Origin of the sequence: Macrococcus brunensis, assembly GCF_004359615.1 — a bacterium.
In the GTDB taxonomy this organism is placed as follows: domain Bacteria; phylum Bacillota; class Bacilli; order Staphylococcales; family Staphylococcaceae; genus Macrococcus; species Macrococcus brunensis.
Genome location: NZ_SCWA01000004.1, coordinates 132,034 through 145,213 on the forward strand (window position 1 = coordinate 132,034; position 13,180 = coordinate 145,213).

The window sequence follows — 13,180 nt, forward strand, 5'->3', positions numbered from 1 at the left end:
AGAATATACAAGTATTTTAAAAAAGAACGTAAGGAGTTAATATGAAGAATTATTTTAAATTCGATGAACTCGGCACTAACTATAAGCGCGAGATTCTCGGTGGTCTTACTACTTTCTTATCAATGGCCTATATTCTAGCTGTCAATCCAGCGATGTTATCACTTAAAGATGTGCCTGATCTGCCAGACGCAATGCGTATGGATGCAGGCGCAGTATTCGTTGCAACGATCCTTGCTTCAATCGTCGGCTGTCTCTTCATGGGACTTATCGCCAATTATCCGATCGCACTCGCACCAGGTATGGGACTGAATGCATTCTTCGCGTTCACAGTTGTTCTGACATACGGTATCCCGTGGCAGATTGGTCTGACAGGTGTTCTCTTCTCAGGACTGATTTTTGCGCTTTTAACCATGAGCGGCTGGCGTGAAACGATCATCAACGCCATACCGTTCGAACTGAAGATGGCCGTCTCAGCAGGTATCGGTCTCTTTATTACTTTTGTCGGATTAAAAGGTGCAGGCATTGTCGCGCCAAGTAAAGCGACATTGGTAACAATCGGTAACATCCACGACCCGCATGTCCTACTTGCAGTCGGGGGTATCGTCATTACTGTCATTTTAATGGCACGTAAAGTACCAGGCAGTATCTTTATCGGGATGATGCTGACAGCTATCTTCGGTATGATATTTGGTCTGATTGATCCGCCAAAACAGATCATCAGCCAGGTTCCAAGTGTTGAACCGACATTCGGTAAAGCATTTGAAGCGTTTCAGGATCCTGGCCAGTTACTGACATGGCATTTCGTTGCAGTCGTACTGACATTCCTTTTCATCGATTTCTTTGATACAGCAGGGACATTAGTGGCTGTAGCGAACCAGGCAGGGTTTGTTAAAGACAATAAATTACCACGTGCTGGCCGTGCACTCTTTGCGGATTCACTCGCGACAATGACTGGTGCAGTCTTCGGTACTTCAACAACAACTTCTTACATTGAATCATCAGCAGGTGTAGCAGTCGGTGCACGTACAGGTTTTGCCAGTGTAATCACAGCACTTTGCTTTGCATTAGCCTTATTCTTCTCGCCACTGATGGCGGTCGTGACGAGTGCTGTAACAGCACCGGCACTCGTGATTGTTGGTGTACTTATGGTCTCTAACTTAAGTAAAATCGAATGGGACCGTTTTGAAATCGCGGTACCGGCATTCCTGACGATGATCATGATGCCGCTGACATATTCAATCGCAACAGGTATCGCCTGTGGATTTATCTTCTATCCGATTACAATGATTATGGCAGGCAGAAGAAAAGAGATTCATCCTATTATGTATGTACTCTTTATCGTGTTTGTTCTTTACTTCATATTTGTACAACATTCATAAGAATGGCTGCGGCCATTCTTTTTTTGTTTTGGTGCGAGATAGGGGTGGGGGGCATGTCGAGTTACCAGCGATAAACGGCAAATATCGCTGATAACTCAGGATAAAGAGACTGAACCAGGGAGTTACCAGCGATAAACGGTAAATATCACCAATAACTCAGGATAAAGAGGCTGAACCAGGGAGTTACCAGCGATAAACGGTAAATATCACCAATAACTCAGGATAAAGAGGCTGAACCAAGGAGTTACCAGCGATAAACGGCAAATATCGCTGATAACTCAGGATAAAGAGGCTGAACCAAGGAGTTACCAGCGATAAACGGTAAATATCACCAATAACTCAGGATAAAGAGGCTGAACCAAGGAGTTACCAGCGATAAACGGTAAATATCGCTGATAACTCAGGATAAAGAGGCTGAACCAAGGAGTTACCAGCGATAAACGGTAAATATCACCAATAACTCAGGATAAAGAGGCTGAACCAGGGAGTTACCAGCGATAAACGGTAAATAACGCTGATAACTCCAGTCTTTGCATAAATATCCCCGCAAAAAAATCGACCGCCCTTAGTTAAGGACAGTCGATTTTTCTATTCATATCTTCTATTCACTGTTTTATCTGTATCCCCACCGTAGTAGACGTGTGTGTTACCGACTTGTTTCGGGAATGACATGACGCGGATGATGAAGTAAATCATAATAAATGTCATCACCCAGTGAAGAATCATTGCAACGATAGGAACGAATGATATGAGACTGAAAACAATCCCTACAATCGGTACCCATAAAAGTTCTTTAGAACGTCCATATTGATCAGCAAGCATCGCGGCAATCATAAGACCATAAATGATTAAACTAGTACCAATTGGAGCCCAGGCTGTAGATAACACATACAGGTCGCCGATAATCGGTAAGCCAAAAAATGCTTCACGCATCAATGCGATAATACCTAGTACTAAGAATAAAATACGAAATGAACTTTTCATTAAATAACCTCCTTGTTTGTCGTCTTCCATCCATACATGCTCTTTCTAATGGAAGATACTTCTATTATACTATCTTTGGCAAAATTCCTTAATTATAATGACTTGCACCCAGCACTGATAATCGGTAGAATATAAAAATACGGTTTGAAAATAAAATCAACATTTCTAGTGTAAAGTGTTGATTTTTACAGTGAAGTCCTGTATTATATCTACTGTTGGACTTTTAAAAGCGATGAAGCGAGAGGTTACTGACACACCCGGCCGCTTTGCCATGGCGATGTGTGAGACAATTTTCGTGGAGAAGTCTATCAAACCAAAATAGACGATATCAAGAGGAGGTAAAATAATGGCAAAACAAAAAATTCGTATTCGTTTGAAAGCTTATGATCACCGTGTGATCGATCAATCAGCTGAGAAGATTGTAGAAGTAGCGAAACGTTCAGGTGCTGAAGTATCTGGTCCGATTCCGTTACCAACTGAAAAAACAGTTTATACAATCATCCGTGCCGTGCACAAATACAAAGACTCACGTGAGCAATTTGAGCAACGCACACACAAACGTCTTATCGACATTGTTAACCCTACACCTAAAACAGTTGATGCTCTTATGGGCTTAAACTTACCGTCAGGCGTAGACATCGAAATCAAATTATAATTTAAAGTAGGAGGTGCGACTTTCGATGACCAAAGGAATCTTAGGAAGAAAAGTGGGAATGACTCAAGTATTCGCTGAAAACGGTGAGTTAATTCCAGTAACTGTAGTAGAAGCAGCACAAAACGTTGTATTACAAAAGAAAACTGACGAAGTTGATGGTTACTCATCAATTCAAATCGGTTTCGAAGACAAACAAGCATACAAAAAAGACCGTAAGTCTAATAAATATGCAACTAAGCCAGCTGAAGGCCATGCTAAAAAAGCAGGCACAGCGCCTAAGCGCTTCATTCGTGAATTCAGAAACGTAGATGCTTCTGAATACGAAGTAGGTCAAGAAGTCACTGTGGATACATTCCAAGCTGGTGACATCGTTGACGTGACAGGAACTTCAAAAGGTAAAGGTTTCCAAGGCGCAATCAAACGCCACGGACAGTCACGTGGACCAATGAGTCACGGTTCTCGTTACCACAGACGCCCAGGTTCAATGGGTATGGCATCTGACGCTTCTAAAGTATTTAAAGGTAAAGCATTACCAGGCCGTATGGGCGGTAATACTGTTACTATGCAAAACTTAGAAATCGTTAAAGTTGATGTTGAAAACAACGTTATCTTAGTTAAAGGTAATGTTCCAGGACCTAAAAAAGGATTAGTTAAAATCCAGACTTCAATTAAAAAAGGCAATAAATAATAGCTGAAAGGAGGACATAACATAATGGCTAATTATGATGTATTAAAAGTAGATGGATCTAAAGCAGGTTCAATCGAATTAAACGACAACGTATTCGGTATCGAACCTAATCAACATGTATTATTCGAAGCAATCAATCTTCAACGTGCTTCACTTCGTCAAGGTACGCACTCAGTAAAAAACCGTTCAGCAGTACGCGGTGGTGGACGTAAACCTTGGAAACAAAAAGGAACTGGCCGTGCTCGTCAAGGTACAATCCGTGCGCCACAATGGCGTGGTGGTGGTATCGTATTCGGACCAACACCAAGAAGCTACTCTTACAAAATGCCTAAGAAGATGCGCCGCTTAGCGCTTCGTTCAGCATTATCAGCTAAAGTAAGAGACAACGAATTCACAGTTCTTGATGCATTAACATTCAATGCTCCAAAAACAAAAGAATTCAAATCAATGGCAACGACACTTGAATTGCCTAAAAAAGTACTTTTCGTTATTGACGCTGAAGACATTAACGTGTTCTTATCAGCTCGTAACATCCCTGGTGTGACAGTTGTAACTGCATCTGGTCTGAACGTTTTAGATATCGTTCATGCTAACCAAGTAGTGATGACTCAAGCAGCAGTTCAAAAAGTAGAGGAGGTGCTCGGTTAATGGAAGCTCGCGATATCATTAAGCGCCCCGTAATCACTGAACGTTCATCTGAGCAGATGGCTGACGAGAAGTATACATTCGATGTAGACACTCGCGCTAACAAAACTCAAATCAAAATTGCGATTGAAGAAATCTTCAACGTTAAAGTTGATAAAGTGAACGTAATGAACTACAAAGCGAAAAAGAAACGTGTAGGTCGCTACACTGGCTACACAAACAAACGTAGAAAAGCAATCGTTACATTAAAAGAAGGATCAATCGATTTCTTCAACTAAAAATAAACATTTACCATTAAGGAGGTAAAACGACAATGGCAATTAAACATTATAAGCCAATAACAAACGGTCGTCGTAATATGACAGGTTCAGATTTCGCTGAAATTACGTCAACGTCACCTGAAAAGTCATTACTTGAGCCCCTTCCGAGAAAAGCGGGTCGTAACAACCAAGGTAAATTGACTGTACGTCACAGAGGTGGCGGTCATAAACGTCAGTACCGTGTTATTGATTTCAAACGTAATAAAGATGGTATTCCAGGTAAAGTCGCTACTATCGAGTACGATCCAAACCGTTCAGCGAATATCGCATTAATCCACTACTTAGATGGTGAAAAACGTTATATCATCGCGCCTAAAGGCTTAGTTGTTGGTCAAGAAATCAACAACGGTCCAGAAGCAGATATTAAAGTAGGTAACGCATTACCACTTATCAACATCCCAGTCGGTACAGTTATCCACAATATCGAGTTAAAACCAGGCAAAGGTGGTCAGTTAGTACGTTCAGCTGGTACATCTGCTCAAGTACTTGGTAAAGAAGGTAAATACGTTCTTGTTCGTCTTAAATCTGGTGAAGTTCGTATGATCCTTTCAACTTGCCGTGCTACAATCGGTCAAGTAGGTAACGAACAACACGAACTTATCAACATCGGTAAAGCCGGTCGTTCTAGATGGAAAGGCAAACGCCCAACTGTTCGTGGTTCTGTAATGAACCCTAACGATCACCCACACGGTGGTGGTGAAGGACGTACTTCAATCGGACGTAAATCTCCAATGTCTCCATGGGGTAAACCAACCCTTGGTAAGAAAACTCGTAAAAAGAAAAACCGTTCTAACAAACTTATCGTTCGTGGACGTAAGAAATAATAAAATCAACTTGCTGACTGCGGCATAAGCCGCAGTGTACAGCAGGATAAGAGGGAGGCGCCACAATGGCTCGTAGTCTTAAAAAAGGACCTTTCGTTGACGATCACTTAATGAAAAAAGTTGAAGCAATGGAAGCAAACACTAAAAAATCAGTAATTAAAACTTGGTCTCGTCGCTCTACTATTTTCCCTAACTTCATCGGCCACACTATCGCAGTATACGATGGACGTAAACACGTGCCTGTATTCGTAACTGAAGATATGGTTGGACACAAATTAGGCGAATTCGCACCTACACGTACTTACAAAGGTCACGGTGCAGACGACAAGAAAACTAAACGCTAATTTCATATTTAAGGAGGAGAAACCATGGAAGCAAAAGCGGTAGCAAGAACAATCCGTATCGCACCTCGTAAAGTGAGATTAGTTTTAGATCTTATCCGAGGTAAAGAAGTTGGCGAAGCAATTGCCATCTTAAAATTAACAAATAAAGCATCTTCACCAGTAGTGGAAAAATTATTAATGTCAGCTTTAGCAAACGCTGAGCATAACTACGAAATGAACATCGACACTTTAGTGGTTAAAGAAGCATATGCTAACGAAGGTCCGACTTTAAAACGTTTCCGCCCACGTGCACAAGGCCGTGCGAGCGCGATCAACAAACGTACTAGTCATATCACTATCGTAGTAGCAGATAAAGAAGCTAAATAATTAATATCTCATTAAGGAGGGAATACAGTGGGTCAAAAAATTAATCCTATCGGACTTCGTGTCGGTATCATCCGTGACTGGGATGCGAAATGGTATGCAGAAAAAGATTTCGCTACTCTGTTACACGAAGACTTAAAAATTCGTAAATATATCGCAGAAAACTTAAAAGACGCTTCTGTTTCTCGTGTAGAAATCGAACGTGCAGCTAATCGCGTTAATATCGCTATCCACACTGGTAAACCTGGTATGGTTATCGGTAAAGGCGGTTCTGAAATCGAAAAATTACGTAACAACTTAAACGGTTTAACTGGCAAACGCGTACACATCAACGTTGTTGAAATCAAGAAAGTTGATATGGATGCAACACTTGTTGCTGAAAACATCGCTCGTCAATTAGAAAACCGTGCATCATTCCGTCGCGCTCAGAAACAAGCAATTCAACGTGCTATGAAACTTGGTGCTAAAGGTATCAAAACTCAAGTATCAGGTCGTTTAGGTGGTGCGGATATCGCACGTGCTGAGCAATATTCTGAAGGAACTGTTCCACTTCATACATTACGTGCTGACATCGATTACGCACATGCTGAAGCAGACACTACTTATGGTAAATTAGGTGTTAAAGTATGGATCTACCGTGGAGAAGTTCTTCCTACTAAGAAGTCTAGTGAAGGAGGAAAATAATAATGTTATTACCGAAACGTGTAAAATACCGTCGTCAACATAGACCTAAAACAACTGGTCGTTCAAAAGGCGGAAATGAAGTAACATTTGGTGAATATGGTTTACAAGCAACAACAACTGCTTGGATCACATCACGTCAAATCGAATCTGCCCGTATCGCAATGACTCGTTACATGAAACGTGGCGGGAAAGTTTGGATCAAAATCTTCCCACATACACCTTACACTAAAAAACCTTTAGAAGTACGTATGGGTTCTGGTAAAGGTGCCGTTGAAGGATGGGTAGCAGTAGTAAAACCTGGACGTATTATGTTTGAAATCGCTGGTGTTCCAGAAGAAACAGCTCGTGAAGCATTACGTTTAGCATCTCACAAACTTCCAGTGAAAACTAAGTTTGTAAAACGTGAAGAATTGGGTGGTGACACAAATGAAAGCTAAGGAAATTAGAGATTTAACCACTTCTGAAATTGAATCAAAAGTAAAAGCGCTTAAAGAGGAACTTTTCAACCTACGCTTTCAGTTAGCTACAGGTCAACTTGAAAATACAGCACGTATTCGTGAAGTAAAGAAATCAATCGCGCGAATGAAAACTGTTGTACGTGCAAGAGAAATTGAGCAACAAAAAACTGAACAAAAATAATTGAAAAGAGGAGGACACTCTAGTGAGCGAAAGAAATTACCGCAAAGTTTACACTGGTAAAGTTGTATCTGACAAAATGGATAAAACAATTACAGTGTCAGTAGAAACTTACAAAACACATTCTTTATACGGCAAACGTATCAAGTATACGAAAAAATATAAAGCACATGATGAAAACAATACAGCTAAAATGGGCGATATCGTAAGAATTATGGAAACACGTCCTTTATCAGCTACAAAACGCTTCCGTTTAGTTGAAGTAGTTGAAGAATCAATCATTATTTAATCAATATAAGATAAAGGAGGTAACTCAGAATGATCCAACAGGAATCACGCTTAAAAGTAGCAGACAACTCTGGTGCCCGTGAAGTATTAACTATTAAAGTATTAGGCGGATCTGGCCGTAAAACAGCTAACATTGGTGACGTTATTGTATGTACTGTTAAAAATGCTACACCAGGTGGCGTTGTTAAAAAAGGTGACGTTGTTAAAGCAGTAATCGTTCGTACTAAATCTGGTGTACGCCGTAACGACGGTTCTTACATCAAATTCGATGAGAACGCTTGTGTTATCATCCGTGACGACAAAGGTCCTCGTGGAACACGTATCTTCGGACCAGTTGCTCGTGAATTACGTGACGGCAACTTCATGAAAATCGTTTCATTAGCACCTGAAGTATTATAATAACCACTAAAAATTGAGGAGGTGTCTCGACATGCACGTAAAAAAAGGCGACAAAGTTATCGTTATCACAGGTAAAGATAAAGGTAAAACAGGAACTGTAATTGAAGCACTTCCTAAAAAAGATCGCGTTGTAGTTGAAGGTGTTAACATCATCAAAAAACACCAAAAACCAACACAAATGAATCCTGAAGGCGGAATCGAAGAGCGCGAAGCTGCGATTCATGTATCAAACGTTATGTTACTGGATCCTAAAACAAACAAACCAACACGTGTCGGCTACAAAGTAGAAGACGGTAAAAAAGTTCGTGTTGCGAAGAAGTCTGGAGAAATCATTTAATAATCTTGGAAGGAGGTTCTCACTTTGACTCGTTTAAAAGAAAAGTTCAATAATGAAATTACACCTGAATTGATGAAAAAGTTTAACTACGCATCAGTAATGGAAGTACCAAGAATCGAAAAAATCGTTGTGAATATGGGTATCGGTGATGCTGTTCAAAACTCTAAAGTATTAGATACTGCAGTTGAAGAACTTCAAGCAATCACTGGTCAAAAACCAATGGTTACTAAAGCTAAAAAATCAATCGCAACATTCCGTTTACGTGAAGGAATGCCTATCGGTGCGAAAGTAACGTTACGTGGCGAAAGAATGTACGAATTCTTCGACAAATTAGTAAACGTTTCACTTCCTCGTGTACGTGACTTCCGTGGTATCTCAAACAAAGCGTTTGACGGCCGTGGTAACTACACTTTAGGTGTTAAAGAACAACTCATTTTCCCTGAAATTGACTATGATAAAGTAAGTAAAGTACGAGGAATGGATATCGTTATCGTTACAACGGCTAACACTGACGAGGAAGCTCGTGAATTGTTAACTCAATTCGGTATGCCATTTCAAAAGTAATCTCTAATCTAATAGGAGGCTAAAACTTAATGGCTAAAAAATCAATGATCGTTAAACAACAACGTGAACCTAAATTCAAAGTTCAAGCTTATACAAGATGTGAACGTTGTGGACGTCCACATTCAGTTATCCGCAAATTTAAACTTTGCCGTATTTGTTTCCGTGAATTAGCTTACAAAGGTCAGATTCCTGGCGTTAAAAAAGCAAGCTGGTAAAATCAAAGAGTTGAAAGGAGGAAATTTTAATGACTATGTCAGATCCAATCGCAGATATGCTAACACGTGTGCGTAACGCAAACATGGTGCGTCACGAAAAATTAGAATTACCTGCATCAAACATTAAAAAAGAAATCGCTGAAATCCTTAAACGTGAAGGATTCGTTAAAAGCGTAGAATATATCGAAGATGACAAACAAGGTGTTATCCGTATGTTCCTTAAATACGGTTCAAACAACGAACGTGTTATCACTGGTTTAAAACGTATCTCTAAACCTGGTTTACGTGTATACGCAAAAGCTGATGAACTTCCTAAAGTATTAAATGGTTTAGGTATCGCATTAGTTTCAACTTCTGAAGGTGTTTTAACTGATAAAGAAGCGCGTCAACGTAATATCGGTGGAGAAGTATTAGCTTACATCTGGTAAGAATTATTAAAGAAGGAGGTGCCGACAGATGAGTCGTGTTGGTAAGAAAATTATTGACATCCCAGCTGGTGTAGAAATCAAAATTGATGGACACACACTGACAGTTAAGGGTCCTAAAGGTGAATTGACAAGAACATTTAACGAAGAAATGACTTATAACTTAGAAGACAACACTTTAGAAGTTGTTCGTCCTTCTGATTCTAAAGCACATAAAACAATCCATGGTACAACGCGTGCATTAATCGCTAACATGGTTGAAGGTGTGTCTAAAGGTTTCGAAAAGAAACTTGAATTAATCGGGGTTGGTTACCGTGCGCAAATGCAAGGTAAAAACTTAATCCTTAACGTTGGATACTCTCACCCAGTTGAAATCGTAGCAGAAGACGGTATCACATTATCTGTTGAGAAAAATACTAGCGTAAAAGTTGAAGGTATTTCTAAAGAGCGCGTTGGTGCGATCGCATCAAACATCCGTGCTACTCGTCCACCTGAACCTTATAAAGGTAAAGGTATCCGTTACGAAGGCGAATACGTTCGTCGTAAAGAAGGTAAAACTGGTAAGTAATTAACTTAAAGAAAGGAGTATTCACATGATCTCTAAAATCGATAAGAATAAAGTACGTTTAAAAAGACATGCCCGTGTTCGTGCGAAACTTGCAGGTACAACTGAGCGTCCACGTTTAAACGTATACCGTTCTAACAAACACATTTATGCTCAAGTAATTGATGACGCTCAAGGTGTTACAATTGCTCAAGCATCTACTCAAACTTTAGACTTAGATGCAACATCAAACGTTGAAGCAGCTAAAAAAGTAGGCGAAGCAGTCGCAAAAGCAGCAGTTGAAAAAGGTATCACTGCAGTTGTCTTTGACCGCGGAGGGTATTTATACCACGGCCGTGTTCAAGCTTTAGCTGAAGCAGCTCGTGAAAACGGACTTCAATTTTAATAAAAGGAGGGACACTTAATGCGTCGTGAAAGAGAAGTAAAAGAATTTGAAGAACGCGTAGTTACGATTAACCGTGTTTCTAAAGTAGTTAAGGGTGGACGTCGTATGCGTTTCACTGCACTTGTAGTCGTTGGAGATAAAAACGGTCGCGTAGGTTTCGGTACTGGTAAAGCTCAAGAAGTACCAGAAGCGATCAAAAAAGCAATCGAAGATGCGAAGAAAAACTTAATCACTGTTCCTCGTGTAGAGGGTACTACTCCTCACCAAGTAACAGGTCGTTTCGGTGCTGGTAGCGTATTAATCAAACCAGCTGCACCTGGTACAGGGGTTATCGCTGGTGGTCCAGTGCGTGCCGTACTTGAATTAGCAGGTATCACTGACATCTTATCTAAATCTTTAGGTTCAAACACACCAATCAACATGGTCCGCGCGACTGTTGAAGGTTTAAAAGAACTTAAAGTGGCTGAAGAAGTAGCACAATTACGTGGAAAAACAGTCGAAGAACTATTAAATTAAGGAGGGCATACAAATGGCTAAATTACAAATTTCCCTCACTCGTAGTATCATCGGTCGTCCTGAAACACAACGTAAAACTGTTGCTGCTTTAGGTCTCAAAAAAATGCATCAGACAGTTGAAGTTGATGACAACCCTGCGATTCGTGGGCAAATCAATAAAGTAAGTCACTTAGTGACAGTTAAAGAAATTTAATTTCTATTATTAATTAAGGAGGTGCCGTAATGAAATTACATGAGATGAAACCTGTTGAAGGTGCTCGTAAAGAACGTAACCGTGTAGGCCGTGGTATGGCTTCAGGTAACGGTAAAACAAGTGGCCGTGGACACAAAGGTCAGAAAGCTCGTTCAGGTGGTGGCGTACGTTTAGGCTTCGAAGGTGGTCAATTACCATTATTCCGTCGTCTTCCAAAACGTGGTTTCACTAACATCAACCGTAAAGAATATGCTATCGTTAACGTAAGCGAATTAGATCGTTTCGAAGAAGGTACTGAAGTAACTCCAGCTTTATTACTTGAAACTGGTGTTGTAAGTGCTGAAAAATCAGGAATCAAAATTCTTGGTAACGGTGAACTGTCTAAAAAGCTTACAGTCAAAGCTCATAAATTCTCAGCTTCAGCGATTGAAGCAATTGAAAGTAAGGGCGGAACTCACGAGGTGATCTAATGTTTGAGACACTCAAGAATTTCTTCACAACAAAAGAAATTCGTAGCAAGATATTGTTTACACTCGCAATGTTATTAATCTTTAAGATCGGAACTTACATTCCGGTCCCGGGTGTTAACCCAAGTGCTTTTGATACACAAACAAACGCTGGTGTAACTGATTTATTCAACACATTCGGCGGGGGCGCACTAAAGAATTTCTCCATTCTTGCAATGGGGATCATGCCTTATATCACGGCGTCTATCGTTATGCAGCTTCTGCAGATGGATGTTGTACCGAAACTGACAGAATGGTCTAAGCAAGGTGAAGTAGGACGTAAGAAGATTAATCAGGTTACGCGTTACTTCACAATTATCTTAGCGTTTATTCAAGGTTTAGGAATGAGTTATAGCTTTAACAACATGCTTGGAGGCCAGTTGATTCAGAATACATCGATCTGGAGCTTCCTGCTGATTGCACTTGTTTTAACTGCTGGTACTGCATTTTTAGTGTGGTTAGGCGAACAGATTACACAGTACGGTGTAGGTAATGGTATTTCTATTATTATCTTCGCTGGTATCCTGTCTTCTATTCCGACAGCGCTTGGACAGTTCTATCAGCAGAGTTTCGTAGGTGCTGAAGATACGACTATGGCAATCCTGAAAGCAGTTGGCTTACTTATTGGTATGATTCTTTTAACAGCGGGTGCGGTATTTGTACTGCAGGCAGTACGTAAAATTCCGATTCAATATGCTAAACGTCAAACAGGCAATCGTCTTGCACCACAAGCAACATTCCTTCCAATGAAAGTGAATGCTGCCGGTGTTATTCCAGTTATCTTCGCTATGGCATTCTTCATGTTACCGAAGACACTGACAATGTTCTTCCCGACTCAAGATTGGGCTCAGAACATTGCGACTTATGCAGACCCTACACATGGTGTCGGCATGGTAATCTATATTATTCTGATCATCGCGTTCTCTTACTTCTATGCATTTGTACAGGTTAATCCTGAACAGATGGCAGAGAATTTAAGAAAACAAGGTAGTTATGTACCAGGGATTCGTCCTGGTAAATCAACGCAAGACTATATTACACGCGTATTATATCGCTTAACTTTTGTCGGTTCATTATTCCTTGCAGGTATTTCGATTCTGCCGCTTATTGCGACAACGTTTATGAACTTGCCCCAGTCACTTCGTATTGGTGGTACAAGTTTACTGATCGTTATTGGTGTAGCACTTGAAACAATGGCTCAATTAAAAGCACAGCTTAATCAACGTGAATATAGAGGATTTAGAAGACGTTAGTAGGAGGGAAAA

At 40.4% G+C, this 13,180-nt stretch carries 24 protein-coding genes; 23 read left to right on the top strand and 1 reads right to left on the bottom strand.

The window, feature by feature from the left end:
- Positions 1-41 precede the first annotated feature (41 nt).
- Positions 42-1,379: an NCS2 family permease gene (locus ERX27_RS03330; RefSeq protein ID WP_133431421.1), complete on the top strand. Its 1,338-nt coding sequence runs from the start codon at positions 42-44 to the stop codon at positions 1,377-1,379.
- A gap of 588 nt (positions 1,380-1,967) precedes the next feature.
- Here ERX27_RS03330 and ERX27_RS03335 read toward each other — a convergent pair.
- Positions 1,968-2,363, bottom strand: coding sequence for a hypothetical protein (locus tag ERX27_RS03335; protein ID WP_133431422.1), 396 nt, complete (start codon positions 2,361-2,363; stop codon positions 1,968-1,970).
- A 346-nt stretch (positions 2,364-2,709) separates the two neighbouring features.
- Between ERX27_RS03335 and rpsJ the strand changes: the two genes are divergently transcribed.
- The 22 genes from rpsJ to secY all read left to right on the top strand — a co-directional run bounded on the left by rpsJ (position 2,710) and on the right by secY (position 13,168).
- Positions 2,710-3,018: a 30S ribosomal protein S10 gene (gene rpsJ, locus ERX27_RS03340; RefSeq protein ID WP_133417834.1), complete on the top strand. Its 309-nt coding sequence runs from the start codon at positions 2,710-2,712 to the stop codon at positions 3,016-3,018.
- Between the two features lie 25 nt (positions 3,019-3,043).
- Complete coding sequence (rplC, locus tag ERX27_RS03345) at positions 3,044-3,706, top strand: 50S ribosomal protein L3 (RefSeq protein ID WP_133431423.1); 663 nt, start codon at positions 3,044-3,046, stop codon at positions 3,704-3,706.
- A 24-nt stretch (positions 3,707-3,730) separates the two neighbouring features.
- A complete protein-coding gene (rplD, locus tag ERX27_RS03350) occupies positions 3,731-4,354 on the top strand; it encodes a 50S ribosomal protein L4 (protein WP_133431424.1) in 624 nt (207 codons plus the stop codon).
- Positions 4,354-4,629, top strand: coding sequence for a 50S ribosomal protein L23 (rplW, locus tag ERX27_RS03355; protein ID WP_133431425.1), 276 nt, complete (start codon positions 4,354-4,356; stop codon positions 4,627-4,629). Before rplD ends, rplW begins: the two co-directional genes overlap by 1 nt.
- Positions 4,630-4,664: 35 nt before the next feature.
- Positions 4,665-5,495, top strand: a complete 831-nt coding sequence (rplB, locus tag ERX27_RS03360; RefSeq protein WP_133431426.1) for a 50S ribosomal protein L2 — start codon at positions 4,665-4,667, stop codon at positions 5,493-5,495.
- A 65-nt stretch (positions 5,496-5,560) separates the two neighbouring features.
- Positions 5,561-5,839, top strand: a complete 279-nt coding sequence (gene rpsS, locus ERX27_RS03365) for a 30S ribosomal protein S19 (RefSeq protein ID WP_133431427.1) — start codon at positions 5,561-5,563, stop codon at positions 5,837-5,839.
- A gap of 24 nt (positions 5,840-5,863) precedes the next feature.
- Positions 5,864-6,205, top strand: a complete 342-nt coding sequence (rplV, locus tag ERX27_RS03370; protein WP_133431428.1) for a 50S ribosomal protein L22 — start codon at positions 5,864-5,866, stop codon at positions 6,203-6,205.
- A gap of 27 nt (positions 6,206-6,232) precedes the next feature.
- On the top strand, positions 6,233-6,886 hold the full coding sequence (gene rpsC / locus ERX27_RS03375; RefSeq protein WP_133431429.1) for a 30S ribosomal protein S3: 654 nt from the start codon (positions 6,233-6,235) through the stop codon (positions 6,884-6,886).
- A gap of 2 nt (positions 6,887-6,888) precedes the next feature.
- A complete protein-coding gene (rplP, locus tag ERX27_RS03380; protein WP_133431430.1) occupies positions 6,889-7,323 on the top strand; it encodes a 50S ribosomal protein L16 in 435 nt (144 codons plus the stop codon).
- Positions 7,313-7,525, top strand: a complete 213-nt coding sequence (gene rpmC / locus ERX27_RS03385; RefSeq protein ID WP_133417843.1) for a 50S ribosomal protein L29 — start codon at positions 7,313-7,315, stop codon at positions 7,523-7,525. Before rplP ends, rpmC begins: the two co-directional genes overlap by 11 nt.
- A gap of 22 nt (positions 7,526-7,547) precedes the next feature.
- Positions 7,548-7,811, top strand: a complete 264-nt coding sequence (rpsQ, locus tag ERX27_RS03390) for a 30S ribosomal protein S17 (protein ID WP_133431431.1) — start codon at positions 7,548-7,550, stop codon at positions 7,809-7,811.
- A 29-nt stretch (positions 7,812-7,840) separates the two neighbouring features.
- Entirely contained in the window at positions 7,841-8,209 is a 369-nt protein-coding gene (gene rplN, locus ERX27_RS03395) for a 50S ribosomal protein L14 (RefSeq protein ID WP_133429850.1), read from the top strand.
- 31 nt (positions 8,210-8,240) lie between these two features.
- On the top strand, positions 8,241-8,546 hold the full coding sequence (rplX, locus tag ERX27_RS03400) for a 50S ribosomal protein L24 (protein WP_133429849.1): 306 nt from the start codon (positions 8,241-8,243) through the stop codon (positions 8,544-8,546).
- A gap of 24 nt (positions 8,547-8,570) precedes the next feature.
- Complete coding sequence (gene rplE / locus ERX27_RS03405; RefSeq protein WP_133431432.1) at positions 8,571-9,110, top strand: 50S ribosomal protein L5; 540 nt, start codon at positions 8,571-8,573, stop codon at positions 9,108-9,110.
- Positions 9,111-9,139: 29 nt separating this feature from the next.
- The gene (rpsN, locus tag ERX27_RS03410) at positions 9,140-9,325 is read left to right on the top strand and encodes a 30S ribosomal protein S14 (RefSeq protein WP_133417847.1); all 186 of its coding nucleotides are present in this window, start codon (positions 9,140-9,142) and stop codon (positions 9,323-9,325) included.
- 29 nt (positions 9,326-9,354) lie between these two features.
- On the top strand, positions 9,355-9,753 hold the full coding sequence (gene rpsH, locus ERX27_RS03415) for a 30S ribosomal protein S8 (RefSeq protein ID WP_096077492.1): 399 nt from the start codon (positions 9,355-9,357) through the stop codon (positions 9,751-9,753).
- A 28-nt stretch (positions 9,754-9,781) separates the two neighbouring features.
- The gene (rplF, locus tag ERX27_RS03420; RefSeq protein WP_133431433.1) at positions 9,782-10,318 is read left to right on the top strand and encodes a 50S ribosomal protein L6; all 537 of its coding nucleotides are present in this window, start codon (positions 9,782-9,784) and stop codon (positions 10,316-10,318) included.
- A gap of 25 nt (positions 10,319-10,343) precedes the next feature.
- The gene (gene rplR, locus ERX27_RS03425; RefSeq protein ID WP_133431434.1) at positions 10,344-10,700 is read left to right on the top strand and encodes a 50S ribosomal protein L18; all 357 of its coding nucleotides are present in this window, start codon (positions 10,344-10,346) and stop codon (positions 10,698-10,700) included.
- 18 nt (positions 10,701-10,718) lie between these two features.
- Positions 10,719-11,216 (top strand): 30S ribosomal protein S5, encoded by a 498-nt coding sequence (gene rpsE, locus ERX27_RS03430; protein WP_133431435.1) that lies wholly within the window; start codon positions 10,719-10,721, stop codon positions 11,214-11,216.
- Positions 11,217-11,229: 13 nt separating this feature from the next.
- Positions 11,230-11,409 (top strand): 50S ribosomal protein L30, encoded by a 180-nt coding sequence (gene rpmD / locus ERX27_RS03435; protein ID WP_133431436.1) that lies wholly within the window; start codon positions 11,230-11,232, stop codon positions 11,407-11,409.
- Positions 11,410-11,438: 29 nt separating this feature from the next.
- A complete protein-coding gene (gene rplO / locus ERX27_RS03440; protein ID WP_133431437.1) occupies positions 11,439-11,879 on the top strand; it encodes a 50S ribosomal protein L15 in 441 nt (146 codons plus the stop codon).
- Entirely contained in the window at positions 11,879-13,168 is a 1,290-nt protein-coding gene (gene secY, locus ERX27_RS03445; RefSeq protein ID WP_133431438.1) for a preprotein translocase subunit SecY, read from the top strand. The genes rplO and secY overlap by 1 nt, the downstream gene beginning before the upstream one ends.
- Positions 13,169-13,180 lie beyond the last annotated feature (12 nt).

Coding starts and splice junctions, on each gene's coding strand:
- rpsN (WP_133417847.1), top strand. CDS start 9,140: ATGGCTAAAAAATCAATGATCGTTAAACAACAACGTGAACCTAAATTC.
- rpsH (WP_096077492.1), top strand. CDS start 9,355: ATGACTATGTCAGATCCAATCGCAGATATGCTAACACGTGTGCGTAAC.
- ERX27_RS03330 (WP_133431421.1), top strand. CDS start 42: ATGAAGAATTATTTTAAATTCGATGAACTCGGCACTAACTATAAGCGC.
- rplP (WP_133431430.1), top strand. CDS start 6,889: ATGTTATTACCGAAACGTGTAAAATACCGTCGTCAACATAGACCTAAA.
- rplO (WP_133431437.1), top strand. CDS start 11,439: ATGAAATTACATGAGATGAAACCTGTTGAAGGTGCTCGTAAAGAACGT.
- rpsJ (WP_133417834.1), top strand. CDS start 2,710: ATGGCAAAACAAAAAATTCGTATTCGTTTGAAAGCTTATGATCACCGT.
- rplV (WP_133431428.1), top strand. CDS start 5,864: ATGGAAGCAAAAGCGGTAGCAAGAACAATCCGTATCGCACCTCGTAAA.
- rpsE (WP_133431435.1), top strand. CDS start 10,719: ATGCGTCGTGAAAGAGAAGTAAAAGAATTTGAAGAACGCGTAGTTACG.
- ERX27_RS03335 (WP_133431422.1), bottom strand. CDS start 2,363: ATGAAAAGTTCATTTCGTATTTTATTCTTAGTACTAGGTATTATCGCA.
- rplF (WP_133431433.1), top strand. CDS start 9,782: ATGAGTCGTGTTGGTAAGAAAATTATTGACATCCCAGCTGGTGTAGAA.
- rplW (WP_133431425.1), top strand. CDS start 4,354: ATGGAAGCTCGCGATATCATTAAGCGCCCCGTAATCACTGAACGTTCA.
- rpmC (WP_133417843.1), top strand. CDS start 7,313: ATGAAAGCTAAGGAAATTAGAGATTTAACCACTTCTGAAATTGAATCA.
- rplN (WP_133429850.1), top strand. CDS start 7,841: ATGATCCAACAGGAATCACGCTTAAAAGTAGCAGACAACTCTGGTGCC.
- rplC (WP_133431423.1), top strand. CDS start 3,044: ATGACCAAAGGAATCTTAGGAAGAAAAGTGGGAATGACTCAAGTATTC.
- rpmD (WP_133431436.1), top strand. CDS start 11,230: ATGGCTAAATTACAAATTTCCCTCACTCGTAGTATCATCGGTCGTCCT.
- secY (WP_133431438.1), top strand. CDS start 11,879: ATGTTTGAGACACTCAAGAATTTCTTCACAACAAAAGAAATTCGTAGC.
- rplD (WP_133431424.1), top strand. CDS start 3,731: ATGGCTAATTATGATGTATTAAAAGTAGATGGATCTAAAGCAGGTTCA.
- rplB (WP_133431426.1), top strand. CDS start 4,665: ATGGCAATTAAACATTATAAGCCAATAACAAACGGTCGTCGTAATATG.
- rplR (WP_133431434.1), top strand. CDS start 10,344: ATGATCTCTAAAATCGATAAGAATAAAGTACGTTTAAAAAGACATGCC.
- rpsS (WP_133431427.1), top strand. CDS start 5,561: ATGGCTCGTAGTCTTAAAAAAGGACCTTTCGTTGACGATCACTTAATG.
- rplX (WP_133429849.1), top strand. CDS start 8,241: ATGCACGTAAAAAAAGGCGACAAAGTTATCGTTATCACAGGTAAAGAT.